The sequence below is a fragment of the Bradyrhizobium sp. GCM10028915 genome (assembly GCF_042666195.1).
Taxonomy (GTDB): domain Bacteria; phylum Pseudomonadota; class Alphaproteobacteria; order Rhizobiales; family Xanthobacteraceae; genus Bradyrhizobium; species Bradyrhizobium canariense_D.
This window is the reverse complement of the sequence record NZ_JBHTFN010000024.1, coordinates 285920-309616: the sequence shown is the minus strand read 5'-3', so window position 1 is coordinate 309616 and position 23697 is coordinate 285920. Positions and strand designations below refer to the sequence as shown.

Genomic DNA, 23697 nt, shown 5'->3' with positions numbered 1-23697 from the left:
CCTGAATATTGATTGCTCCGTTGTATGGCGTGATGAGCGCCGTCTCGCTGTGAAGTTTCTGAACTGACCCACGTCTTTGTTGACGCGCGTCCCTAGCTTCAAGTGGGACCGTATTGAAGCCGCTGCATGCTTGGCCTCGGCTGAGTTGCATCTTCTTTCACAAACCGCGCGCCCCGCGCGATCCAACGCGGCATCGCCGCAAGGCGTGAAGCCATGCGTGTGAGGGCATGCTGTAGGCCGGTACGGAAAGGGCGTGGCAGTTTTCGGACGCGATCCGCCATCGCGGACCGGTCGGTCCCAGTTTTACGCGCGTCTGCAAATCAAATGTTGAGGGGGTGTTGGCGCCTTAAGTCGATTGCCGTCGGGCAGGGTGCCGAGCCGGTTGCCTATCAAGCCGACCACAGCGGCCAAGATGATTACGACCACCAGTGGCGCGAAACCGAGTGCTCCGTCTCCCACCGCAAGCCCAACTCCCAGACTCAAAATCCCACCATCGCCCCGCTCAACCCTCGGACGTTCGACCAAACACTTCCGGTTGCGCCTTTCCGAATTCAACAACTTCGCAATGTTGTTCCCATTCCAACGTTGCCTATCGAGTGCTCAGCGAGACGCCCAGTAGCGACGCCTTGACCAGTGTGTTCGTTATCACCGCTCTGACCGCATGAAGGGGCTGCGCTCTGAGACCAAACGAAGGTCGGGGGCGGCGGCCACCGCCATGGACGCCTCGATCCGCAGGGGGGTCTCTGGGGGACGCTCAGCTAGCATTGCCCAGGCGATGACTCCGACTGCAAAAAGGGGTGCCACTATCCAAGATACCGCATCGCGTGCTCGCTAGTCTGGTATCAAGGTCCCGATCAGGTTGAGCAGCGCTTGCTGCTCAGGACCGTTAGCGCTGTCCAGTAGGAATTTGCCGATTTCAATGTACGAGGTCGGTCCTCCTGAGTTGGCATTCGGCCGATGCTTCACGACTGTCGTGCTCGAAGGCGGTTGCCGCGACAAATACCAGATGTCGCCATTGCTGCATTCATACAGAACCCGATCGCTCATAGCGACGTAATAGCGCCCGCTGTCTTCGGTGCTGTTGGACATCATGCTAACTACGGACTGCGCTCCTGCGGTGGCGCCTGCGCCGAGGCCACTGGAGGGGTCTGCCGGGCCCAACGCGGCCCGATCTGCCTTAATTGGAACTTCTTCAGCCATAGGCGTGTTCATCGGCGAATAACCCGCTAGGAGTGGCCGATGAACAGAATGCTTTTGTCGCTCGGGACAGCAACCTTGATGGCGATCTCTGTTGCCAACGCAACTGCGAAGGATAAGCAAAGCGAAACGTTCCTCAAGAAGGCAATCGAGGGCAATTTCGCTGAAGTGCGCATGGGAGAGCTGGCGCAGCAGAACGGCCAGAGCGATGCCGTCAAGTCGTTCGGCAGAATGCTCTCCACAGACCACGCTGCGGCCAATCAGAAGGCCTTAAATGCTGCCCAAGCATTGGGAATGAACCCACCCAGCGGGCCGAATGCGAAGCAAAAAGCCGACCATGACAAGATGGCAAGAATGTCCGGCGCAGGGTTCGACAAGATGTTCGCTACCCACATGGTCGCAGACCACCAGAAGGACATCGCCGAGTACAAGAAGGCATCTAAAACTAAGGATGCTGCCGGTGAATATGCCTCCGGCCAGATTGATACGTTGCAAAAGCACCTGGACGCCGCAAAATCGTTGAAGGCCGGTAGTTGATCCGACGCCTTCATGGGAGAGGCGCGAAGACTACCTGCTAGGCTGGCCAGCGTTTTAGATGATGTCGGGGCGGACCAGCAGGTGATAATTCGCGACCGGTACATCGAGTATGCGTTCGGCGGGAATGACGCGCTCGCGCTTGCAGAGGCTTAAATCTTCGCCCGCGCTCATGGCCGCACATTTCAGTACAATCGCATTGAGCAACAAGGCGTGTTCACAGTCGTATCCCGCCGGTGGCCGGGCTTAAGGTTTTAGGAACGACCGCGCAGATTCAATCTGCTTCTTTAAGCTGGAATAGCGAGATTCGACTGATGCCTGGCTACGGCCGAGTTTTGCTGCAATGTCTGTGAATGACGCTCCGCTCGCTCGCATCCGTAAAAGCATTTCGTCGTCCTCTGCGGACCAAATCGTCGAACTCTTTGGAGCTCCGGTTCGGACCATTTCCACCCGCTGCCGATCAGATAAAGTAGGATCGCGATCAGGCAAATTATGGCGGCTGGCATCCCGAAAACAACCGCTTACAGGTTGGGCAGTCGTACAGGCGCACGCCGCATCGGCAGTGTTACCACTGTGTCTCCAGCAGGAGGGCCTCACCGCGCGTTTGGCGCTGCGGTCAAGGACGCCAAGATGGCGGATGCCGGGGAGGACCCCAGCCCACCCTTTGCGCAAAAGCGCGTCCGCACCAGCCTTGCTTTGGTCTGAGTTCCAGTAGTAGTTTTCGATTTTGCAAAATGGAGAAGTTAAGTGGCTATGGGGACTGTGAAGTGGTTCAACCCGACGAAGGGCTACGGGTTTATTCAACCTGACAACGGTGGCAAGGACGTCTTCGTCCATATCTCGGCGGTCGAGAAGGTTGGCTTGAGCAGCCTCAACGAGGGAGCCAAGGTCAGCTTTGACGTCGTGAACAATCGCGGAAAAGACTCGGCGGAAAATCTGCGCGTCGGGTGAGCCTCCAAACGCGCCGTGAAGATAGGCGCCACACCAAAAGGCCGCAGCGGCGAACCACTGCGGCCCGCCGGATAAAATAAAGACGTGAAATATTGATTCCAGCCCCGGCAAGATAAGCCTACAGCGACGGCACTAGTCCGCAGTGTCGTCCATGTCACACTTGGGGAAACTTAAATGTCAGTGTTGCTGACTGAGGCAGGGCCCGCCGGGGCTGGAAGGCGAGCCCCCAACCCCAAAGCCGCGAAACTCTCCGGCGGCTTTAACGGATGCAGCGGTCTGCACGTGATCGGCGCAGATCCGAGCGCTAAACAACATCGGTTTTTGGCGGCTCGCTCAACGGACCAGTATGACCGAGGCCAGCGTCAATTTACCGCTGATGCCCGAGGCCTATTCCGAGATTGAGCGCCTTCTGACGGAGCGCACCAACGGTGCGCTTGGTTGCCTTGGATATTTTGGCGACGGGCGTTCGCGCCTTGAGTGCGCTCTAAGTTCCTTGATGTCGTCCTTCGTCCACTCGCGGCGAACTACTTGTTTCCTTTTAGGCAAAGCGACGCTCCTTCGATGTTGAAGGCGCGCTCTAACAACATAGCGCGCAGTTCGCAAGCCGCGCACTCACCCACTACGCGCAACAAAATTTAAACGCGCCTTCACCGACAGGAGTGACGCGCATGGTCAGGGTTGTAGCTGCGGCGTTATGGACTCCAACTCATCGCGAAGTTGGAGTGGCAACCCATCCGCTTTCCCTAGAAATAACCAATCCAGGGTAAGGCCGGGAATCTTTTGCACCAGCAAAATGCCGACGCTCTTCGACAACGGAAAGCCACGTTCGAAATTGTTCCAACGGGGGATTTCAATCCCGATCCGCTTACAAAATGCGGTCTGCGTCCCGGCAACGGCTTTCCGCACGAGCTTGAGCCTTTCGGCGACGTTTTCGTTACTCAATAGATTTTCGGGCATTGATTGCTAACCTTGGAGGCTGCGGTGAGGGCCATCTGAAACTGTCTCAGTGTGGGTGCCGATTTGCTTCAAGAGATGGCCCACTGCAGCGCCAGTCTCAAGTACGAGAAAAAGTAGCGGCCAATGAATAGGCCGAGGGGCGGCCATGCGATGATGCCGATGCCGAGTAGGATTATGATGCCTGAACCGATCAGCATCTCTTTGATTTCGCCGGTGCATCGCGTCAGTTTAGGCAATTCTCCGCTATCCCGTCCATTCCCTCAGGGTCAGCGCAAGTCAACGCCCTTCAACGGTACGTCGCCTCGACGGTTGCGATCGTCCAGCTGGCGCGCGCGCAACACGACGCGGCACTGCCGAGAAAGGTTGTTGCCGCGGTGAATGATGCAACGCCGCGGCGGCTGTTGTGCCGGGGAGGGACACCGCCGGCTAACCGATCCATTGCGCGAAGGCGCGCCTGCTGGTGCGGCTTACTCGGCCTCGCTGCTTGCGGAAACGTTGTAACCGACCGTAGACGGCCTGGCGACTGCGACCCAACCGCTCGGCCAACTCGGCTGCAGTCATGCCCTCATCGAGTAGCGCAAGTAGTTGCGCTTCCTCGTCGGCCGACCACGGGCGGATCTCTTGTCGATTGTTGGACATCGATTTTATGCCAGAGCGCTGCGCGGCGCCATCCTACGTCACGAACGTAAACGATAAGTTCAGGAGCCGTGGACGTCGCCCGACTCGCGCTCGCAAACCCAGGGACACGTGTAACGTCGGCCCAAGACACGCGGTCCAGGGTGCTCGCGTAACGATCTGTAAGTATTGGGCATGCAAAATAGCGCCTTTCTGCGCGTGATCAGTCCGACCAAGGAGATCGCCGTGACATCAGATAATGATGACGAACTGGCTGTATTGACGCGAGAGATCGCTGACAAGGTGACCTATGTTCAGAGCCAAACAATCCTGATCGAGGTCCTTGAGCGAGACGGATACGACGTATCCGACCATGAGAGAGAGCTAGCCAAAGAGCGGTCGGGCTTGGCAACACGGATTGCCCGGCAGTTTAGACTGCTTGAAATAGCTTCGGCCAATGAAGGACCCGAGACAGCCGCGTCAACTCAAGGATAATCATGTCGGATCGCCGGAAGATCGATCGTTCGGAGGTCGACTTGGTCGCCTACATTTTTGGAGATGGCGGCAGCCAACGCCGCCGCGTGTTCAACATCTCGGAGGACGGGGCTGGGATCGAGTTACCGACAAAGATGCACATGCGTGCCACATTCAAGATGATGTTGGAAAGAGACCGCATCATCGGAGATTGTCGTCTCGTTTGGTCTAGTGATACTCGCATCGGGGTTGTGTTCAAAGCCGATTCAGTCGGCTCTGGTGGGTTGTGAGTGCCAGCCAAGTGTAACGCGGGACAAGGTCGGGGAGTGTTACTACGCTGTCTAGCGGGACGCGTCGAGCGTTGTTGCTGCGGGTCAACGACGTCCCACGCGACGGGGGCAAGCGCTCGAAGGTCGTTGATTGCTCCCAAGCTTGCGCAGTCGAGAGCCAGTTTCCGTTCTTGTTCGGGGGACTGCTGATGATCGATTCTCAGGTAGCGGGTTTGAAGGCGATGCCCGATCATGGCATCGGTGTTCAGCTGCTGAGCCGAGATCATCACGCGCGGCAGACGCTGGTTTTCCATCCATCCCATCCAACCGAGATCGATCTCTCCCGAATTCGAAACGAAAAGCGTGACGTGGTCGTACCGATGCTCAAGATCGAAATGTCCTTGAGGGGCTGTTCGAGAAAGTACTCGGCCTCGTGGAGCGCAAGATGGTCCGGGGAGTTAGCGTAAAGCCCCCCATCGGCGAATAGCTCGCCGCGGATTTGATGAAGTGAAAAGAATGCTGGCGCTGCGGATGTGGCGAGCGCGACATCGACCACAGTCACCTTCCAGTCTCGATGGACGACGGGCGGTGGTCGGTTTTGAAGACTTGAGGTGATCCCTTCGTGAGATTGACAGCCGGCACCATGACGCGATGCTGGAGGTGTCCGATCTTTTTCTTTTCGTCGATGATGCTCGTGATCGTTGTCCGCAGCTTTCCTGCGCGGTATTTCGCACGGCGCGCGTTCGACAACAGGGCCAGGCGTTTCGCTAGATTGCTTTGAGGGGGCGGCTTGCGTGAAAATATCCTCGGGCCATCCACAGCAATAGCATTTCTGATGGCCCCAGCCTGCACCTCTGCAGCGAGACCTAAGGCAATGATGCCGCCGATCGAGGTGCCGGCGATCAGATCAAAACATCGTGCAATGGGGCGGTCGATCTCCGCTTCGAGCTCGGCCAGAACGCATGCCGTGTAGAGGCCCATAAAGCCCCCGCCGGATAAAGAGAGGATCTGAAAAGCCAGAGTAGATCTCCTAAACGATCAGCCGCCGTCGGACCCGGACCTGAGACTCTAGCGTCGCACTACAACTACCGAAGGCGATGCCATCCACGCAGCTGCGGCTGCCGACTCTTGAGCGCCTACCGATCGATTTGCGAGGTTGCGGCGCTGCTCCTCGGCTGCGATGTCCGACTGAGCTTGGGTCGCCTCTTGATTTGCTTCGGCCACGGTCAGATCGTGCGGCGCCGCATGCGGCTGCAGGTCACATAGCCGTCAGCCAACCCATTACGCGGGAGCTGCGGGGCGGATAATGGCCGGTCCATTTCGTGTACCGGCGAGTGCGCATGCCGCCATCAGAGCGGCATCGCAAGTAGCGCGCAAATTAAGATTCCTAGTAGCTGCAGACGGGCGAGAGCTACTGAGTGTCTGGGTGGGAAAAAGTCGCTTGAAGCTCTCACGCAGGCAGGTGCTCGACTGAGCCGACAAAGCCAAAATAACGCCGCCGGGTTCAAAACACATGTCCCGGCGGCGATGGGTTTAGTCCAGCCCCGAGAGGGATCAACAAAATCCCGGATACTGATACTACGAACAGAAGCGCGCGAAGTTTCAGCGCACCTCTCGGTGCATTGCAATTCGAGGGCGCGCGCCGGTTCGCGCTGGCGAGCCTCTGTGCTAGCATCGGGATGCCGCGCCGATTGTGCGGAACGTCCCGACACCGGATGAGGGTGCTTCGCCCGCATTGGTTCAGAGCAGAGCCGAGGGGCGTGCCACTATTCGTTCGCTGTTTTGATCGACTGCAGGGAGGGAGTGCGCAGGATGATTAGGCCGATTGTATTTGCTTCCATTGCAGTGGTTCTGGTCGGCGGCGCAGTTCAGGCTCAGCAGGGCGGGTCTCGCAACCCTCAGAAATGGGAGAGGTGCCAGCAGCTCGCTACCGAACACGGTTTTTCGAGCGCGGGCGGAAGAGCAAAGGGACAAGGGCACGCGAAGCGGGAGTTTGTGATCGCCTGCATGCACGGGAAGCATAACTGAGCAAGCGAGCGCCTAACAGATGCCCGCGCTGACGGCGATCGGGCGAAGGCCGCAGCAGGGGGATACTGGATTGTTTGAGCCGTGTTTCATCGCGCGAACGAAATGCTGTTCCTTTCAAGGAACTTAGGCTGTGTGGCAGTGATGCAGCGCTGAGCCTGCCAGGAACCGGCGGCCTTATGGTTTTCTATTTCAACGACGTGCTAATCGAGGTGAACTTCTTGTTCAGCGTCACGCCGAGGTTGTTGACGACGGCGATGATGGCCAGCGCGATGCCGGCGGCTATCAAGCCATATTCGATAGCGGTTGCGTCTGACTCGTCGGCGATGAAGCGGCGAAGAGTGTGCATTTTCAATTCCATTTTAATGGCAGATCAAATCTACAGCTTTTGGATTGCTGGGCCGGAACACGAACGAGCGTCAATTTGGAGTTAAACGCGCTGACACGGTCCTCCGGGATTGGCCCGACCTGCGTCCGCGGGTCCACCTTGGGCTGGGTCAATACGGACTAGGCCACGGCGTTGGTCGCAGGAGCAGCTTCTTAGCCGTTCCTGCGACCTCCACTTTGAGGCTCCGGCGCTCTGATCCGCAATTGGATTGGCAGCCGGGAGCATGGGGCTGGAAACTTAAGCCTGCCATGTTCGCCCCGTGGCGAAAATTCCTAGCGAGGCAGACTCCGGTAGTTATACCGACTCCATTTTCGGAACGGGGTGTTCTACTGTGAGAACACCGGCGCGATTTAAATACCAACCAATTTCAAGTTGCCCGGGAATGCCGCAGTGGGGCTGGAACCACGCTGCGGCTTTTCCCATGGGCCGACCTTCATTTCGAGGCTTTTTTTGGCAGCTTTCCATCCAAACTCGCTGAGGTTGTGACTGGAAATGCGCCGACTCTGAGCGCATGGTAGGCAGATGCAGGTGCAATGCCCAAAATGCAAGGTGATCGTCGCCATTGGCAAAGCCAAGTGGTTCTTCGACGGCGGCGAATGTAGGGAGCTTCGCGGTACCGTCGCGGGCGATGCTAAGGAATATGAAAAGTGCTCGGTCCTCATCGAAGCTGTGTCGACCGTCAGGAAGAATGCCGCCACCTAAGCGAGCGCCTTAGCGTCCCATGTCGCCGGTGAGCAAGAGCGAACCTCCCAAAAACCAGCCAAAGCGCGGATGCTCCCAGCTGCGTGGTTTCGCCGAGAGACGGCCCCGGCTTTGGGGAGACCTGGGGTTAAGGGGCCGGGGCCGCTCCGCCAGCTCAGGGCGCCGAGCCAGCGCGGATTCATGCCGAATGTGCCCGGCCCGTTCCTAACGGAGCGCCATGAGGTCATTCCCAGGTGCCAACAGCCGCACGTATGTTCCACTCTCATGCAGCTCTAGCCATCCCTTCTCGATGGCGCACCTGATGCCGGCGCCGAACTCCGGGCCGCTTCCCTTGAGCGTGGAGACGAAGGGATAGTTGATCTTCTCAATGTGGATGCGCCCATCCTGGACCGGCTCGATGCTGGCGGCGAGCTCGATCAGCTTGCGGGCTGCGGCTTGTGGATCGGCAAAAGGGCGTTCGGTGACGTGCTTCATCGCTGGAATCAAAACCTCACGTCCCTGCTTGGCCTGACTTGCCCGCGACTGTCATGCCAGTTCGGGACGATATGCACAGATCCTGCCGCGCCGCATCTTGAGCAGACCAGGCGCAAGCCGACGCGGGACCACGGCTGATCTGGGAGAGTGCGTCGAGTCGCACGCCGACCCTGCGATGGCAGGGGCCGTTCAAGCACTGGATGCTGCAGGTCACATGTCAGCCAACGATTCCGCGGGGCTGCCGGGCGGATAACGACCGGACCCTTTCGTGTATCGGCGAGTGCGCACGCCGCCATCAAGCGGCATCGTAAGTACATCGCAAATTATCGATTCCTGGTAGGTCCGGCCGTGCTCCTGCCACCGGCTGTCGTGGGTGAGGAAGCGCCGTGGACATTGGGAGATTTACGATCGACTTCCTGCTGGCGGTGGTGGTGATCTGCAAGGCAGCCGCTAACGTATGAAGAGTATGGATCGCGAACGCGAGAAAGAAGCACTTAGAGGTAAATTGTCGTATTGGGACGATAGTGTCGTCAATGTTAATCGGGTCACCGCCGTGGGGCTCTGCGGCTTTTTCCAAGTGAAGGAAAGTGCGATTTTGTCGTCGATTGGGCTATCGATCCGACCTGGGGCCCTGACTTGCCGCACCAAGCTTTACACCCTGACGGCACGCATCCATCTCAGGGCGGACAAAGCAACATGGAGGCAATTTACTTTCGACCTACGCTCAATTCCCTCTTTCCCTCAGTTGATTCATAGTAGAATTCGGTCTCATTCACGAGACCTGCAGGCTGTAATCGACTTCAACATTTCCCGAGGGCGCTGGGCGAACGAACTCAAGTGTTCTGATGGAACTTTATAGCCCCATGATCTTTGCGTTAGGCGCCGAAGTGAATAGGCAAACGATGCTCCGCTGGCTTAGCTCAGATCATCAAAAGATCCGAAGCGATCGAAAGCAGCTTGAAGTGAGGGCTCGCCGCCTGCTGCAGAGTTACCTGACGGCGAATGAGTGGCAAAAGCGCCAATACTATCGGGCAATCGCCGGCGCGGCTTCTGCATGTCAGCCTGGTATTGATGATCCGAGCTTAAGTAACGAGAAGCTTGCTGAACTAGCCGCTCAGGCGGCGACAAAAGTCGTCCAAGTACGTGATCGGAAAGCCAAGGATGCGCACGACCATTCAGCTGTACTAATCACGGATGCATACGCAACCGTTGCAATCGCCTCGACGAGCGGCTTCAGCCTACACTGCTGACAAGGAAATGGAGCAGCTGGGCACCGCCGCAGTACACCTGGTCACGATAGCGAATTCATTTATGAATGCTGGATCGGAGCGATCACCGACACAAATGTGAATGTGGCTTCGGCCAAGCCAACGTCCCTCTTCGCTCTGGCGTATACCTTGCGCAAACCCTTTCTCCTAAGCTGCCCGTAAGGCCTTGCTTGTACCGTCGCCCCCAATAAGAAAAGGGCGGGCGGCATGTCGATTGCATTTCGGATCGTTGTTCTCTTGTTCTCTGCTTACGCCGGTTGGGAAACCCCAGGCATTCAATTCGGCGAATTGCGAGAGCCTCAACAACAAGGGCGTTCTCCAACCGGATAAGTAAGGAATGAACAATACAACCCTTCACCTTGAACGTCCGCAACCAAGCCAAGTTCGGCGTGCTGACGTCGCGCCGGCCACCGGTTATGCGATTCTCGTCGATGGTCGTTTCAAGACCGAATTTCTTGATCAGGACGCCGCGACTAAAGCGGCCCTTGAACTGTTGGCCAAGTATCCGATGCTGAAGGTCGAGATCTACGATGCAGCATCGAAGTCACGGACGCCCGCGAAATAGCCGCTGCGTCGCAGCATGCGTGATAACCATGTCTTCTGTTTTAATCTACCTTTAGCTTTTTGCTAACAATCGAGGTCGCAAGGTCGTCGCCAAACGGAGGCGGCTGTGCCTTTGATGAAATATTTCGGATTTGTCGGCAGCGCTCTCGTCCTGTTGCTGATCGCAATCAGCTGGTGCTTCCCGCAGCAGGCGATGGACCCGGGTAACAGTGACGTAGAGCGACCGTCCATAAAGATCAGCTCCGCCGAGCGGGCACCTGAACGGGTAATAATCGATGCCAGCTTGCCGACCATTGTGGCTCCGTCGAACATCAGTCCTTCTGCATCGATGACGTCAATGCAATCTGCTCGGGTTCTGCAGAGCGCATTCTCAGAACTTGACGTTGCCCCAAAACCGGTCACTCCGAAATCAGGCGGCGAGGTCTTGAATCCGAAGCGTGCTGCAAAAGGAGAATCTGCGAAAAAAGTCTCTAACCGTCGAGCAGCGAAACCGTTGAATATTATTCCCGTACCGGCAGCGGGAGCGCAAGTTGCGGCGCCTGATACAAGACTGTCGTTACTGGAAACACTCAAGGAGCGGCTAGAGCAGACGTTGGCTGAACTGATGACGGTGCCGACTATAGGACCTCGGCGAGCGCCATTCACCGCGAACGCGCCCCGGCTCGATTGACCGTCTCGATAAATTGCCTCTGAAGATGGCATCCGGCAGCAAATCGGCCCGCTGCGTCACCGGGGCGGCTGGCGCAAGCCCGCACAAACGGCTTTAGTCCGAAGTCGAATAGCGCCACGTCGGCGGCATCGGGCTCGCGGAAGCAGCAAAACCCCGCCCGCGTAAGCCGCTTCTTTGGAAGGGCGCCTTGTCGTAGAGCGGCAGAGATAGACGTCGCGATGGCCAATCGGCGGGCACGATCGACGGCGAGGGAAGCATTACGCCTACTCCGACACTACGAATCGTGGAAAGACGGCCCCGGTCGGGCGCCTGGGTTGGGGCCGTGGCCGGTCGTCGGCAAGCTGTTGCGGATTCAGCAGAATGCGCGAGCGGTTCTCCGCCCGGCTGACGATGGTGAGACCGTTTACGCGGGCAGCCCTGCCCAAGGAGGCCTCTGACCGCAGGAACAGTTGATTATAGGCTGAGCTGAGGGAAGGTAACCCTCGGCCACAGGTCTCGGCTCCTGAGCTCGCTTTTGCGAGCCGCCATCGTCGACCTGATTCACATAGTGAAATGCAGATGCGGGTGAGAATGCGGCAACGTCCACATACCGCGACCTTGACGCTGGCAGTTTCTCCGAGGTGCTCCTCCCAGGTGCCGCCGGCTCTAGTGTTGCGCCCAACGGGACGGCGCGGCCCCTCCGACGCTGGTTGAGTCGTGCCGTCCCGGACCTGGCGATGGTCTCTCCATCGCAGGCGCGCGCCCTGCGCAAGTATTCACATGACACTGGGCACATCCGCCAACCCTCGACCGTTTTGGACCGCCCGGGCGTCTCGCGGAAATCGCACCGGCTCGCAACGGCTGCACCGGGCTGGTGGGATCTCGTCCCGCTCAGGCTCGGGCACTGTCAGCTCCAAAATCGTGCTCAGTCTGACGACATTGACGATGCGAGCTCTAGCCCGGCACGTCGTGCCAGGCGGGAGACACGTTCCCGTAGTGAGGCGCACGATCAAAAATCACTCGGCGCTTACGAAAATAGGAACGAGGTCTCCGCTTTCACATTCCTTCCGAAGTGCAATCGGGAGCCTCAGCATGGCAACGCAGATCGTGATGGATCACAGCGGCGACAGCCGCTACTTTTTCGACAATTCCAGCGCTGATGCTCTGGTACAGGCGGAGAGACGTTTTCTGGAGTTCACCGGGAAAGGATACACTGCAGCGGTGCGGAGTAGCCCGGAGGAGGTAACCAGGATCACCACGTTTGATCCGACCGCCGAAGAGACATTGTTTTTTCCGCGCCTAGTCGGTGGGTGATGGCCAGGTGAAGAGGAACTTAGCTCGACTCAGCCGGTGGCCCCTCCGTAGCCTCTCTATTGGGAAGCTCTATGAAGCATCCAAGGACGAGAAATCGATTCACGCTCGTGCGCTACGCCTCCTTCGTTCTTGGCTTTCGCCTCAGCAGAGGGCGGACTTTGATAGGAAGGGATATTTTGATGTCGTGGGATGCGATACTGGGAAGCGGTACCGAATCCGGCGCGGGACGTCCGCCAACGTGAACGAGATAGACGAATACGGGCGGCTCGGAACGGGGCGCTGCTTCGTCCCGTTAGGTGGCTTGGCTCAGGGCGACGTCATGCTTGCCCAGAAAATAGCTCTTGAAACCGACGAGAACCGCGCGTTGAGCATCGCCAACAGCTTTCCGGGACCGCTAGGCTGGCGCCTGCCCAGGCGTCGCCCGGCAGATGCTAGGAGCTCGGGCGTACGCCTTTCCCCGAGCTAGAATTCGAGCCACGGTGTTGCTCATGCGGCGACGCTACAGCGGCCTCTCGATTGCACCACAACCTCGATGGCTGACGACTGTTGGATCATCTGTCCGGTACCACCGATGGCGCCCATTGCCTTATTGATTCGGATTGCAGCCCTGACCGATTGGCTCTTGAAATCGGCAATACGGGAAAAGTCTTCGTCATCTGCTGCGTAAGCCGCTATTCGGCCTGAGCCGACGAGCCAGGGACTGGGCGTTCGAACGGGAGCTATTTTGTTTCAAACAATGCCGTTCTGCACCTCGTTTTCTTGAACGCAGCCCTGGATAAAAAGGGCTGAAGAGCTGAAGGGCTGCGGCGACGGGCTAGAACAGTCCGCCGCCTTCGAATTGGGTTCTCCGTGCAGTGACAGTGCCCGGACGCGCGGGAAAGCTCGCAGGCGGCGCGACGTGAAAGCCTTCAGGGTCGATGGAATTCCACCGCCCGCTGTTTCAGAGAAACTCTAGCCGCGAAGCCTGCCTGCAGCCACGCCGTGGCCCGCGTGTGCCCCAGCCTTGCGCGAACTCTCATTTCCCCACCAGGCACTGAACTTGTAAGCTGACGGCGGTCACGACCTCCCGAGAATTTCCTCGATTTCCGAGAACGTGAGCCGAATAGTTTGCGCCCTTGTGCGCCCCAGCTCCCTGGATAGCGGATCGTAAACGGACATGACGCTCGGCTCGTCACGTCGGTCTATCATCGCCGCTTGCGGGGATGTTGAACCCCCGGGCGGCAAGTTCCAGCTCAAGCTCAGTGATCCGCTCGAAGATGCGAGCAGCAATCGCCTCGGAGTCTTCAACGCTTAATGATTGAATGCCCCTTGAAGATAGCTCGTCCCTGAGAACCTTCGCCACAAGCAATTGAATTGCCATTGGATCAATCCTAAAAAGACGATCCAACCGCAACCGAAGGGCGAGCGCAAGTGTTTAGGTCGTGCTGCCGTGCTTCGGCTAGTTGTCTCTCGGCTCCGAATGCTGAAGCCGCGCAGCTGCTCGCATAAGCTTTTCTGCCGCAGCCCTTAACAGCAACCCGTGTGCCGCATCGCGTGTCCTACCCTGCGTGATCTGTAGCCGATTGGCCGTCTCGCTTTGCTTGAGCACGAGTCGTTAGCCTATCCAGCTTCGATTGCTCCTCGCTCAGACGTCTTTCGACATACTGCCGTTCGAAGTCCGTCAGAGTGGTTTGCAATAAGAGGTGATAGCGTTGAATATTGTTGCGATGTGCCCGGACCAAATCGTCGTCAATCATCGTCGTCGCCTTTTCCGCTACTGAGACAAAAAACGATTCATGATCAAGCTGGATGGGCAGGCGAACGAGCAACAGCCCGGAGCATCTCCGCCGCACTCTTCATGGTAGCGAGCTTTGGTTTCCCAATCTGTGAACTATTTCACACGGCCTTGCGATTGTCGCCTAGGTGGCAGCAGACATAGTCCAGTTGGTTTAGCGGGCGTGGGTCGGCTGCATCAGCCCGATAACAGCGGTATGGATGCCTAGCACAGTGGGGCGCGCCGGGTCATCGAGCTTGGCTGAAGGCCAGAATGGTTTCTTATGAAGTCCAAGTCGATCAAAAGCGCAGGAAAAAAGCCGTCAAGTCTATGCATCTGACGACTGCGGCGCCAACGCGTGGCGGTTTGATCACTGCATTTTCTGCCCGAGGTCTCTCAGCAGCGTGTGAAGAAAGTCGCTGGCATGGTCATACTGCGCGTTGCCGTTCGTGATTTGACGGACGAGCGGATCCAATAAGCGGCCAACGGTTTCGGAGCCGAGCATCTCAGCTCTGTCCGACCACTGCTGCAGCAACGTATCGGGTATATCGTCCGCAGATCCGAACATCCGCAAAAGGGAATGTTCGGCCTCGGCCTTATGGTCGTGATGAGCCTTCGCCGCATACAAAGCGAATAGTCCCCGGAAGGCATCACGGGAAACGGCAGGTTTTCCCATCGCAATGCCCCTAAAAAAATACGTTCTCAATGGACGCAAGCTTGACGCCCCCAGTTCGGGAAAAGCTAGAAAAAACCAAAACCCTGTGCTCAACCGTTTTCGAAGAATTTGCCGTTGGACGCTGAGTGCAATGCCAACCCGTCAATGATCTTGACCGATTTTGACGACGGCCTGGTTGGGCATTCGAGGCGCTCTCTGGCTCTTGTTGTTCCCCAGCCGCTCCATTGCTGAAGCGCAAGCCGGCGGAGAGGCATCCTGTACAAAGCCAGCGCCGAAGTTGCGCCGACCGGGCGGCTTGCAATAAGCTTCATTCATTAGATCCGAATTATTTTTGTGGAGTAGCGTCATGTCGAGTGCGATTGAGTTGATTGTGGACGGCTACGCGAGAGTGAAGGACCGCCAGTCGCTTGAAGAGCTGAGGATCCATCGCCGGCGACTTGCCGGAGACCTGAAAGCCTGGGTGGGCTTTGACTGCAGGTTGTCGATTGCGCAGATCGAGCAGGACATCGCGGCAATCGAGGCGGGACTGAAGACGTTGTCGGGTCCGGTCGGCGGCTAAGCTAAGGAGTCAACCCGACGGCGGCGTGCGCGCAAGGAGCCAAGTGCTGCGATCGTTCATCATGGCTGCCCTCGCACTGGTTTGGGATCCTCGTCCGCGCTCAGCCTGACGTCGGAGGAGATTATCGCTAAGCTTCGCGCCGCCGGCTATTCGCACATCCAGGAACTACCAGCCGGAAAGATAAAGACCTACAAGGCCGTCAAGCAAGGCACCGCGCGCTCGCCGATTGGCGACAGCACCTGCCACATCGCAGAGGTGGCGAGATAGCTAGACGGGCAGACGAAGCCAGACGTCTTTACTGGACAGTGTGCCGGTCGGCGTCGCAATCTCCATATCGACGAAACGAGCCATGACTTTCGTAAACGTAGCGAAGGTGCTAGACGGGGCCGGGTTCCGGCGAGATGGCGAAGTCGTCCAAGGCAGACGCAACGTATCGAACGGCATCGCGTCGCTCAACCGAGGCGGAGAACATCGCCTCTATCAGAGCGGCCAGGTTCATGCCGCCGACCAGCATGGCTCGTGCCGTTTCGTCGCCGTAAGTAAGCCGCAGCGCAGTCACGACTGCCGCAATAGCGTCGGGGTTCTTCAGAGCCACGGTAGATCCGCTTCGCCCAGCAAAACCATAATGCGGATTCCGCCCCTTTCGTGCAACCGGCATCGATTGGGCGCCAACTGTCCCAACGGCTAAATGCCCAGGGCGAGCCGCTCCCGCGAAACTCGATCAGCGGAGCAGACGGAAAACTGCGGCTGGAGACGCTTGAGCCGTTCTCACGGTCCTCCGACTCTGAGGCCCCAACGACAGGCGTACCCTGAGGGGCTTGCCGGGCGTCCCGTGCGGCGAAGGCCGCAGCGGGAGGTTAAATCGCTGCGGCCCACGCGTCGTCAAATGAAGCCGGGTTAAAAACACCAAGGCGGGCATTCTGTTCCGAAGGCGGAACAATTCCGTTTTTCACGGCTGCGAAGCGAGAGGGCGCGGCACAGAGTCCCGGTCATGGTGGGCTCGGTTGAGACCCGGTTACTGGCATTTCCCTGATAGGACCGACTGCGGACGCAAGAGTTGCCTTAAGTCCTCAGCCCCTCGCAGAAATTAAGCTTTCCGGCGGGTTCTTTTTGACTGTGCGGGATTGAGCGCATTCACTCCATGACGTTGATGGAGACGAGCGTGATCAGTTGGCTGCTAGTCATCATACTCGCGGCCAGCGTTGCGGTCCTGATAGCTCACGCGATTGACGCCATCCGTTCCTGAAGCCGAGCGCAGCGACGGAAAGTGGCACCCAATCTGATGACAATTTGAAGGACGGAGCATCACTCGGCTTGCTTGTATCAATCCGAAGCGGAGATACTGTTCTAGACCGACAAGCATTGTCGGCAATCCTTATCGGTCAGCAGCAGGTTTAACTTAAGCAGGACGGCCGCAGAAGCCGAATAGCCTTCAATTGACCAAATTGTTTTTTAGCCTCTGCAGGCGGGGCAGGACACGCGTAGGAGTCCTGCATGTTGAAACTAGTCTTTTTCACTTCGCTTGTTTTCATCACCGGCTCAATCCCATCTGAAGCGCGTCCCTTCCGCAATCAGCAAATCGCCGAATGCAACGTGTCGATGCGGTCGTGTCCCAGGTGGTGGTGTAGCTCGGTAGAGCAAAGCCGGCCGGACGCGCCCCTCAAATAGCGCTGTAGCGGGCGGGCGGCTTTGCGGTGGTCACCGGCAGTTCTCCGGTAGGATCGGGCTGCGACACGCCATCGCGAGCGAGCCGGAGGGGGCGCGTGATCCGCGGTCGTCCGGCCGGCTGCCCTTCCTCATATTGCGGTTGTGGCGCCGCGCTCCGCGTGTTCGGTCGGGTGATTCCGGAGCTGAACCTTGCGGCGAATTGGCTCCGTTTTCCCCGTACATCGCCAGCACCGGGGATGGTCGCCGCACGCCGCGGCCACGTGTTTGTATTGGAACAGCACGTTGGTGGCGACATGTGGATGGCGTACGACTCCAACTCTGGCGGGCATGCAACACGGGTTCATGCTCGTTTATTGCGCGGATATACAGTCGTGAATCCACACGCGACCTAATCGAGGAACCCATCGGCTTAATGCGGCGACTCAGCAACGAAGCCTTTGTCTCGGAATTTGTCAGGCGTTCGCGCGCAAATGATAGGGGCCGAATGATGCCAACGTGGCAATACGGTTGCTACTGATTACCGGCTGGTGAGTCTGTGGGGGATTGGATTTCCGCGCCGACGCAAGTCGGGCGCTTGTGAGCCGGCCGTCGTCGGAGCAACGAGCCATCCCAGATGCTGCGCCATCGTGACGCTCACATTTCTACGACCCTGACTGTGGCGCAAGAGAGCAACACCCCGCACGGCGTTGCGCGAGACTACAAATGTTAATTTGCGCAACGACCGCGAGTCAGGCCACCTCTGTGCAATGAACCACCAAGTACGGAGGTAGCAATGAAGGTCGCGTCGGGAATCGGAGCTGCCGTTTTGTTCCTCATCACGATGAGCTCTGCCGCGTATGCCGCACGCCAACACAGGCCCGGCGACCGGATCTCCTGCTCGGAAGTCAGATACTACGTTGCAAGGTATTCAGCAGCGCTGGCTGAAATGTATGCCCGTAGTCAGGGTGCCACCAACGTCCAGATAGAGCGGGCGCGGCGTTGCTTGGCCTCGAACGAGACGGCCGAATCGGGGCAACAGCGATCCTACAGTGAATGAGCAGGGCCAATGAAGCCGCAGCTGTGATGGCTCAGTGTTATGCAAACGGAGGCGGTTTTCGCCGCCAGTAGGCTTCAAGTAAACCGCGATTGGACGGCGACCTCCACGGAAGCACCGGACGAAGCCAGATGCGGACACAGAATTCTCGACCTGCGGAGGCAATCGAGCACGCAGAGAGCAAATTACTACTGCCAATGAGACGGTGAGCGCACCGTATCACGCTGCGGTTGGTCGAGGCGCCCGTCACGGGATGGCGGGCTTAGAAGTGTCCAGTGGGCGTGCGAAGCTATGGCTGCAGCGCCTCGAGCTTGGCGCTCTTGCCGTCGACTACCTTGAACATAACATAGTGCGGCTGCATCTGCCCGTTCGGCAGGAACTGGACGTCGCCGAACACCGTCCCCTTGACTGGCTTGCCGCGGATCGCCTCCGCAACGGTCTTGCGATCAAGCGACTTTGTCGACTCCACCGCCTGCGCCCACACCTGCACGGCAGCGGCGCCCAACGCGGCGCTCTTGTCGGGAGCGGCCCCATAGGCCTTCGTGTAAGCGGCCACGAACGCTTTACTCTCTGGAATGGTCGTGAACGGCGGCAGGTCGGGGAAGAAGATGTCCGCCGATATCACGCCGTTATTCGCATCGCCGGCGACCTTGAATACGGTGGTCAACATGATGCCGACCGCGCCGACGAAGGTCGACTTGATGTCGGCCTGGCGGTACTGCTCGACCATCGCCGGCAGGCCCGAAGAGTTCGAGGAGTTGGTGACGATAACCGCGTCCGGATTAGCGCCTTTTAAATTGGTGAGCTGGACGCGGAAATCAGTATCCTTGAATGCGAATTTCTCAGTCATGACGACCTGGCCGGAGAAATTCAGCTTCTTGAACTCGGCTTCGACCGCGGATTGGAAGCCGTTGCCGTAGACGTCGTTCTGAGTCAGGAAAGCCACCTTCTTCGCTTTCATGGTCTCGACCACATATTTGGCGATCACGGCAGCGTCAAAGCCGTTCGAGCTGTTGATGCGGATCGCGTACGGATTGGTTTCGCCGCTGAGGATCAGCTCCGATTTCGAGACCGCCGTGATGTCGAGAACGTTGCCGCGAGCGAGGATCGGCTGCATCGCGAGCGTTACTGGTGAGTTCCAGCCTTCAATGACCACGTCGGCCTTCTCGGCAATCATTTCGTTGGCGCGGCTGACACCAACTGCGGGTGTGCTCTCGTCGTCCTTGGAGATCATCGTGAGCTTGCGGCCGAGCAGGCCGCCCTTGTCGTTGATCTGCTGCACCATCAACTTGACCCCATTGGTCACGGTCTGTCCGTCTGGGCCGGCGCCGCCGCTCAGCGGGAAGATGGTGCCGACCTTGATGTCCTGCGCCATCGCCGGCATTGATGTGAGCCCCGCCAGCAGCGCGAGAGCCAGTTTCGTCTTATGCATGCTATTCCTCCCAATATGTGTCTTTAGGACTTCTTGGTAATACGGCGATAGAGGCCTACGAGACCGGTGGGCCAGAAGATCAGGACCAGTGCGAGCACGGATCCCAGCACGATCTTGTTCCAGTCACCGCCGAGCGAGAACAGGTTCTGCTGGGCGATCAGGAGTGCGGTGCCGATCAGGGGCCCCAGCAGGATGCGGCGTCCGACCAGCACGATGGCGGTGAGCATAAGGACCAGAAAGTAGGATTCGAACATGTCCGGGCCGACATAGGCGCGCTGATACGCGTACAGCCAGCCGGCGAGCCCCGTGATCGGCGCGGATATCACGAATACTGCGAGCCTGATCCGGCGTGGATCGACGCCAAGGCTCGCGGCGAGTGCCGGGTTCATCTGCACCATCAGCGCAGTGGTGCCGAGGCGGGAGCGACGAAAGCGTGCGATGAAGGCCAAAGTCAACACAAGCAGAGCGAAGGCGATCGGCCAGAGATCCTCTTGCATCGCGCCGGAGAAATTCGTGAAAATCAAAGGCAACTTTAAGGGCGGAATGCCGACGATGCCATCGGAACCGCCCACCGCGTCCCAGTTGAAGGCGATCTCGTAGGCGACGACGGCGGCCGCGTAGGTCACGAGCGAGAAAACGAATTCGCGGGTCCGCAAGGTGACTGCGCCGAGGAAAGCAGCTGCCGCGAGGCACAGCGCGATTGTCGTCGCAGCTGTGATCCATCCGTTAACGCCGTAGCTGACGGACAGGTTCGCGGCTGCATAGCCGCCGATGGCCCAGAACACGGTGTGCCCGAGGCTGACCTCGCCGAGATAAGACAGAATGATATCGGCACCGTAGCACATTACCGCGAAGATCGCGATCGTGGTCAGCGTCGAATAGGCAACCGAGGTGCCGCCGAGCAGGCGCGGCAGGAAGAAGCCGATGACGACGGAAGCCGCGATTGCGACCAGGCGCAGGAACGGGATCGATAGCGGCCGGGGGGCTTCGATAGTGGTCATCTGGTCGCAAGCCCCGCGGGACGGATCACCAGCAAAGCCAGCAGTAGCGCAAAGGCAGCCGCCGTCGTGTAGGCGGGCGCAACGAATGCGCCGAAGAAAGCCGTAAACAGGCCGAGCCCGATGCCGGCCGCGAGCGCGCCGCCGATCGAACCGATACCGCCCAGCACGACAACGACGAAGGTCATGATAACCTCGTTAAAGCCCATGCTGGTCAAGATCGGTGAACGGGGCGCAACCAGCGCCGCGCCCAGAGCCACCGCAGAACATTCGAACATGAAGACGAGCAGATAGACCGTCTTGGCGTTGATCCCGAACAGCTCCGCGAGCTTGGGGTCCTCGGCGACGGCGCGAATGACTGCGCCGAAGCGGGTACGCTGCGTGAATACCCAAACGGCGCCATAGAGCAGAATCGTCACGACAAGCACAAGCACGTCCTGCCAAGTGAACCACAGCGTACCAAGATCCACCTTGGCGCGCGCCAATGTTCCGGGAAGGATTTGCGGATTGCCGCCGAAGATCAGGGCGCTTACGCCCTGGAGTACATAGCCCAGCCCGAGTGTCACGATCATCAGGCTGGTTAGGTTCTGGGTCATCACCAGGCGCATCATCGCGCTTTGCATTAAAAAGCCGGTTGCTCCGAGCACCACAATTGCCACGAGGATGGCGAGCGGATAGGGCAGACCAAGCTTGGTGATGGCGTACAAGGTGACGAACGCCCCGAGCATATAGAGCTGACCGTGTGCGAAATTCACGAGGCGCGCCACGCCTAGCAAAATGGTCCAGCCGAGGGCGATGCATGCATAGCCGGAACCGAGCACGATGCCGTTGATGATCTGCTGCGCGACGTTCATGGCGGTGCATCCGCGATCGTGCCGAGGTAGGCCTCGATGATGCGGTGATCGGCCGCCATTACCGCGGCCGCACCTTCGCCGACGACCCGGCCGCGTTCCAGCAGATAGAGATGATCGACTACCTTAAGCGCCGCTTTCACATTCTGCTCGACCAGCAGCACCGGTAGCCCGCGATCGACCAGCAGGCGGATGCGGGAGAGCAGGTCGGTGATCAGTCGAGGCGCGAGCCCCGCGGAGGGCTCGTCCAGCATCAGAACGCGCGGTCCAGCGAGCAGTGCGCGTCCCACAGCAAGCATCTGCCGCTCGCCGCCGGACAGTGCCGCGCCCTTGTGCGAGCGGCGCTCGGCTAGGCGTGGAAAAAAGTCGAAGACCTCCGGGGTGGTGAAGAGGTGCCTGCCGGTCGCGTCGGCCGGGGGACGCACCAGCTCGAGGTTCTCGTCCACCGTCAGTTCGGCGAAAATGTTCTTGCCTTCCGGTACCAACGTGAGGCCGCGTCCCACCCGCTCGTGGGCCGCGAGCCTCTCGATGTTGCGGCGCTCAAGCTGGACCTGACCTGTTACAACGGCGTGGCCGCGTGACCAGCCGGCCAGCGCGTTGACCAGCGTGGTTTTGCCGGCACCGTTGGCGCCCACAAGGCCGACCATCCGGCCGGCGGGAACGTCGATACTAACGCCTGACACCGCAACATTGCCGGCGTAGCGGACGCAGAGATTGTCGCTGCTCAGCACGCCGGTCATTCGTCCCGCCCCAGATAAGCTTCGCGAACCCGGGCATCGCGTTGGATCTCGGTCGGCGTTCCCGTCGCCAGCATAGCGCCCTGGTCGATCATGACGATGCGGTCGGCGATTGACATGATCAGGTCCATGTGATGCTCGATCACCACGAGGGCCAGCCCGCGCTTGCGCAACCCGATCAGGACGTCGGCAAGCTTCTTCATGTCGCCACCGCTAAGGCCGGCGGCAGGCTCGTCCAGCAGCAGCACTTTTGCTCCGGTGCCATAGGCAAGCGCCACCGACAGCAGCCGCTGCACGCCGTAGGGAATGTCGCCCGGAAGCTGGCCATGGTAATGCCGTGGGATGCCGAAGAAGTCGAGTAGTTGTGCGGCGGCGGTCTCGGCGGAACGGCGGGTCGTGGCCTCGCGCCACGGTGCGAAAAGCGAAGTCATCAAATTGGTCGAGAAGTCGCGGAAGATCGACGAAACGGCATTCTGCAGGACCGTTAACTCGCCGAAGAACGAGTTCTGCTGGAAGGTTCGGCGCAGGCCGCGGCTGGCGAGATCAAATGTTTGGAGCGCGGAGACTTCGCTGCTATCGAGGAAGGCACGGCCTCGATAGGTCACGGCGTTGGTAACGGCTGCAAAGCAGGTGCTCTTGCCGGCGCCGTTAGGGCCAATGATGCCGAGGATCTCGTTGCTATGAACCGACCAGCTCATGTCGCGCAGCGCGACCAGCGCGCCGTACTGGACGGTTAAACCTTCGACGCGCAGCACCTCGCCGGCACTCGTGCGGGTTTCCCCGGAATTTGCCACCCGGCTGTCCATCCCTCGTTGTTCTGATCGCAGCGGTGGCGACCGGTCTTATTGGCGGGCAGCTAACGGAGCAATCGATGGGGATCAAATCGCAGGAGAAGCTGCCTCGCATAGGGATCGTATCGCTGACAGACAGCGAAAACTTGTGCTGACTGGTTGCCTTCGACACCCTGGGGTCTAGCTACTGCGAGGCCCGCAACCTGCACGGAAAAAAACTGGTTCGTCGGCAAGCTCCTGCAGAACGGTCGCTCGGGCAAAGGTTCGAGGTACGGCAAAAGGCCACCGAGCGCGCGCGTCGCGAGGCCGAGAATAAAGAAGTTGGGGCACCGCATGCACATCGCGCTTGCAAGACTAACGAAGCCATGATGCGCGCCAGGTCACGCGAAGAGTTCTACGATCTTCGCCGAAACGGCGCGATTGCATCGAGACGGGACGTCGATTGTGATGCCCCAATAACAATCCAGCTATGGGTCCTGGTTTAGCCGCAAGTAGGCCATTGAGGAAGGCTGTCTCACTCGAGAGCGTCATTTCCTTTCGGCTCTTGCAAGAACTTCGGCATGTGGTTACGCGGTTCACGATCACGCGGAGCGGGACGTTCGGACGGGTCGCGGCCGAGCTTGGACTGCAGCTCGACGAGGTCGGTGAAGACGTCGGCCTGGCGGCGCAACTCGTCGGCGATCATCGGCGGCTGGCTGGCGATCGTGGAAATCACGGTGACCCGCACGCCGCGGCGCTGAACGGCCTCGACCAGGGAGCGGAAGTCGCCGTCACCCGAGAATAGCACCATCTCGTCGATTTGCTCGGCGAGCTCCATA

The 23697-nt window shown here is 59.0% G+C and carries 29 protein-coding genes; 11 read left to right on the top strand and 18 right to left on the bottom strand.

Annotated features, from left to right (window positions below; all coding sequences use genetic code 11):
* Positions 1 to 831: 831 nt before the first annotated feature.
* Positions 832 to 1200 (bottom strand): hypothetical protein, encoded by a 369-nt coding sequence (locus tag ACFQX9_RS16365; RefSeq protein WP_377789478.1) that lies wholly within the window; start codon positions 1198 to 1200, stop codon positions 832 to 834.
* A gap of 39 nt (positions 1201 to 1239) precedes the next feature.
* Between ACFQX9_RS16365 and ACFQX9_RS16360 the strand changes: the two genes are divergently transcribed.
* Positions 1240 to 1734: a DUF4142 domain-containing protein gene (locus ACFQX9_RS16360; RefSeq protein WP_377789477.1), complete on the top strand. Its 495-nt coding sequence runs from the start codon at positions 1240 to 1242 to the stop codon at positions 1732 to 1734.
* A gap of 54 nt (positions 1735 to 1788) precedes the next feature.
* Here the strand turns inward: ACFQX9_RS16360 and ACFQX9_RS16355 are convergent, their stop codons facing one another.
* Positions 1789 to 1941, bottom strand: coding sequence for a hypothetical protein (locus ACFQX9_RS16355; protein ID WP_377789475.1), 153 nt, complete (start codon positions 1939 to 1941; stop codon positions 1789 to 1791).
* Between the two features lie 537 nt (positions 1942 to 2478).
* On the opposite strand from ACFQX9_RS16355, the gene ACFQX9_RS16350 reads away from it, so the two are divergent.
* On the top strand, positions 2479 to 2682 hold the full coding sequence (locus tag ACFQX9_RS16350) for a cold-shock protein (RefSeq protein ID WP_377789473.1): 204 nt from the start codon (positions 2479 to 2481) through the stop codon (positions 2680 to 2682).
* A gap of 672 nt (positions 2683 to 3354) precedes the next feature.
* On the opposite strand, the gene ACFQX9_RS16345 is transcribed toward ACFQX9_RS16350, so the two are convergent.
* The 3 genes from ACFQX9_RS16345 to ACFQX9_RS16335 all read right to left on the bottom strand — a co-directional run bounded on the left by ACFQX9_RS16345 (position 3355) and on the right by ACFQX9_RS16335 (position 4278).
* On the bottom strand, positions 3355 to 3639 hold the full coding sequence (locus tag ACFQX9_RS16345) for a hypothetical protein (protein ID WP_377789471.1): 285 nt from the start codon (positions 3637 to 3639) through the stop codon (positions 3355 to 3357).
* Between the two features lie 68 nt (positions 3640 to 3707).
* On the bottom strand, positions 3708 to 3875 hold the full coding sequence (locus tag ACFQX9_RS16340; protein ID WP_377789469.1) for a hypothetical protein: 168 nt from the start codon (positions 3873 to 3875) through the stop codon (positions 3708 to 3710).
* 190 nt (positions 3876 to 4065) lie between these two features.
* A complete protein-coding gene (locus tag ACFQX9_RS16335; RefSeq protein ID WP_377789468.1) occupies positions 4066 to 4278 on the bottom strand; it encodes a helix-turn-helix domain-containing protein in 213 nt (70 codons plus the stop codon).
* Between the two features lie 171 nt (positions 4279 to 4449).
* Between ACFQX9_RS16335 and ACFQX9_RS16330 the strand changes: the two genes are divergently transcribed.
* The gene (locus tag ACFQX9_RS16330; RefSeq protein WP_377789466.1) at positions 4450 to 4749 is read left to right on the top strand and encodes a hypothetical protein; all 300 of its coding nucleotides are present in this window, start codon (positions 4450 to 4452) and stop codon (positions 4747 to 4749) included.
* Positions 4750 to 4751: 2 nt separating this feature from the next.
* Positions 4752 to 5018 carry a PilZ domain-containing protein gene (locus ACFQX9_RS16325; protein ID WP_377789464.1) on the top strand — a complete coding sequence of 89 codons (267 nt, stop codon included), beginning with the start codon at positions 4752 to 4754 and terminating at the stop codon, positions 5016 to 5018.
* A gap of 265 nt (positions 5019 to 5283) precedes the next feature.
* On the opposite strand, the gene ACFQX9_RS16320 is transcribed toward ACFQX9_RS16325, so the two are convergent.
* The 3 genes from ACFQX9_RS16320 to ACFQX9_RS16310 all read right to left on the bottom strand — a co-directional run bounded on the left by ACFQX9_RS16320 (position 5284) and on the right by ACFQX9_RS16310 (position 7371).
* The gene (locus ACFQX9_RS16320) at positions 5284 to 5559 is read right to left on the bottom strand and encodes a patatin-like phospholipase family protein (RefSeq protein ID WP_377789461.1); all 276 of its coding nucleotides are present in this window, start codon (positions 5557 to 5559) and stop codon (positions 5284 to 5286) included.
* Positions 5556 to 6005 (bottom strand): patatin-like phospholipase family protein, encoded by a 450-nt coding sequence (locus ACFQX9_RS16315; RefSeq protein ID WP_377789542.1) that lies wholly within the window; start codon positions 6003 to 6005, stop codon positions 5556 to 5558. The genes ACFQX9_RS16320 and ACFQX9_RS16315 overlap by 4 nt, the downstream gene beginning before the upstream one ends.
* A gap of 1204 nt (positions 6006 to 7209) precedes the next feature.
* Positions 7210 to 7371, bottom strand: coding sequence for a Flp family type IVb pilin (locus ACFQX9_RS16310; RefSeq protein ID WP_377789459.1), 162 nt, complete (start codon positions 7369 to 7371; stop codon positions 7210 to 7212).
* Between the two features lie 588 nt (positions 7372 to 7959).
* Here ACFQX9_RS16310 and ACFQX9_RS16305 point away from each other — a divergent pair.
* Complete coding sequence (locus tag ACFQX9_RS16305) at positions 7960 to 8112, top strand: hypothetical protein (RefSeq protein ID WP_377789458.1); 153 nt, start codon at positions 7960 to 7962, stop codon at positions 8110 to 8112.
* A gap of 204 nt (positions 8113 to 8316) precedes the next feature.
* On the opposite strand, the gene ACFQX9_RS16300 is transcribed toward ACFQX9_RS16305, so the two are convergent.
* Entirely contained in the window at positions 8317 to 8586 is a 270-nt protein-coding gene (locus ACFQX9_RS16300; RefSeq protein WP_377789456.1) for a hypothetical protein, read from the bottom strand.
* 845 nt (positions 8587 to 9431) lie between these two features.
* On the opposite strand from ACFQX9_RS16300, the gene ACFQX9_RS16295 reads away from it, so the two are divergent.
* The 5 genes from ACFQX9_RS16295 to ACFQX9_RS16275 all read left to right on the top strand — a co-directional run bounded on the left by ACFQX9_RS16295 (position 9432) and on the right by ACFQX9_RS16275 (position 12847).
* Complete coding sequence (locus ACFQX9_RS16295) at positions 9432 to 9836, top strand: hypothetical protein (protein ID WP_377789454.1); 405 nt, start codon at positions 9432 to 9434, stop codon at positions 9834 to 9836.
* 355 nt (positions 9837 to 10191) lie between these two features.
* Positions 10192 to 10419: a hypothetical protein gene (locus ACFQX9_RS16290; protein WP_377789453.1), complete on the top strand. Its 228-nt coding sequence runs from the start codon at positions 10192 to 10194 to the stop codon at positions 10417 to 10419.
* A 111-nt stretch (positions 10420 to 10530) separates the two neighbouring features.
* Positions 10531 to 11088 carry a hypothetical protein gene (locus tag ACFQX9_RS16285; protein WP_377789451.1) on the top strand — a complete coding sequence of 186 codons (558 nt, stop codon included), beginning with the start codon at positions 10531 to 10533 and terminating at the stop codon, positions 11086 to 11088.
* A gap of 1071 nt (positions 11089 to 12159) precedes the next feature.
* Entirely contained in the window at positions 12160 to 12381 is a 222-nt protein-coding gene (locus ACFQX9_RS16280; protein WP_377789449.1) for a hypothetical protein, read from the top strand.
* A 7-nt stretch (positions 12382 to 12388) separates the two neighbouring features.
* On the top strand, positions 12389 to 12847 hold the full coding sequence (locus ACFQX9_RS16275) for a hypothetical protein (RefSeq protein WP_377789447.1): 459 nt from the start codon (positions 12389 to 12391) through the stop codon (positions 12845 to 12847).
* Between the two features lie 705 nt (positions 12848 to 13552).
* On the opposite strand, the gene ACFQX9_RS16270 is transcribed toward ACFQX9_RS16275, so the two are convergent.
* Positions 13553 to 13741 (bottom strand): hypothetical protein, encoded by a 189-nt coding sequence (locus ACFQX9_RS16270; protein WP_377789445.1) that lies wholly within the window; start codon positions 13739 to 13741, stop codon positions 13553 to 13555.
* A gap of 763 nt (positions 13742 to 14504) precedes the next feature.
* Complete coding sequence (locus tag ACFQX9_RS16265; protein WP_377789443.1) at positions 14505 to 14810, bottom strand: hypothetical protein; 306 nt, start codon at positions 14808 to 14810, stop codon at positions 14505 to 14507.
* Between the two features lie 346 nt (positions 14811 to 15156).
* Here ACFQX9_RS16265 and ACFQX9_RS16260 point away from each other — a divergent pair, with 346 nt between their 5' ends.
* Positions 15157 to 15369, top strand: coding sequence for a hypothetical protein (locus ACFQX9_RS16260; RefSeq protein WP_204511713.1), 213 nt, complete (start codon positions 15157 to 15159; stop codon positions 15367 to 15369).
* A gap of 376 nt (positions 15370 to 15745) precedes the next feature.
* Here ACFQX9_RS16260 and ACFQX9_RS16255 read toward each other — a convergent pair whose 3' ends face one another.
* From ACFQX9_RS16255 to ACFQX9_RS16225, 7 genes are all read right to left on the bottom strand, one after another.
* On the bottom strand, positions 15746 to 15964 hold the full coding sequence (locus tag ACFQX9_RS16255) for a hypothetical protein (RefSeq protein ID WP_377789441.1): 219 nt from the start codon (positions 15962 to 15964) through the stop codon (positions 15746 to 15748).
* A 2395-nt stretch (positions 15965 to 18359) separates the two neighbouring features.
* Complete coding sequence (locus tag ACFQX9_RS16250) at positions 18360 to 19502, bottom strand: ABC transporter substrate-binding protein (protein WP_377789439.1); 1143 nt, start codon at positions 19500 to 19502, stop codon at positions 18360 to 18362.
* 23 nt (positions 19503 to 19525) lie between these two features.
* Positions 19526 to 20503, bottom strand: coding sequence for a branched-chain amino acid ABC transporter permease (locus tag ACFQX9_RS16245; RefSeq protein ID WP_204511710.1), 978 nt, complete (start codon positions 20501 to 20503; stop codon positions 19526 to 19528).
* Positions 20500 to 21354 carry a branched-chain amino acid ABC transporter permease gene (locus tag ACFQX9_RS16240; RefSeq protein WP_377789437.1) on the bottom strand — a complete coding sequence of 285 codons (855 nt, stop codon included), beginning with the start codon at positions 21352 to 21354 and terminating at the stop codon, positions 20500 to 20502. Before ACFQX9_RS16240 ends, ACFQX9_RS16245 begins: the two co-directional genes overlap by 4 nt.
* Positions 21351 to 22091: an ABC transporter ATP-binding protein gene (locus ACFQX9_RS16235; protein WP_377789435.1), complete on the bottom strand. Its 741-nt coding sequence runs from the start codon at positions 22089 to 22091 to the stop codon at positions 21351 to 21353. The genes ACFQX9_RS16240 and ACFQX9_RS16235 overlap by 4 nt, the downstream gene beginning before the upstream one ends.
* Positions 22088 to 22882 (bottom strand): ABC transporter ATP-binding protein, encoded by a 795-nt coding sequence (locus ACFQX9_RS16230; RefSeq protein WP_231190562.1) that lies wholly within the window; start codon positions 22880 to 22882, stop codon positions 22088 to 22090. The genes ACFQX9_RS16235 and ACFQX9_RS16230 overlap by 4 nt, the downstream gene beginning before the upstream one ends.
* Positions 22883 to 23393: 511 nt before the next feature.
* On the bottom strand, positions 23394 to 23697 hold a 304-nt coding region (locus ACFQX9_RS16225; protein ID WP_377789433.1), incomplete at its 5' end, for an NYN domain-containing protein.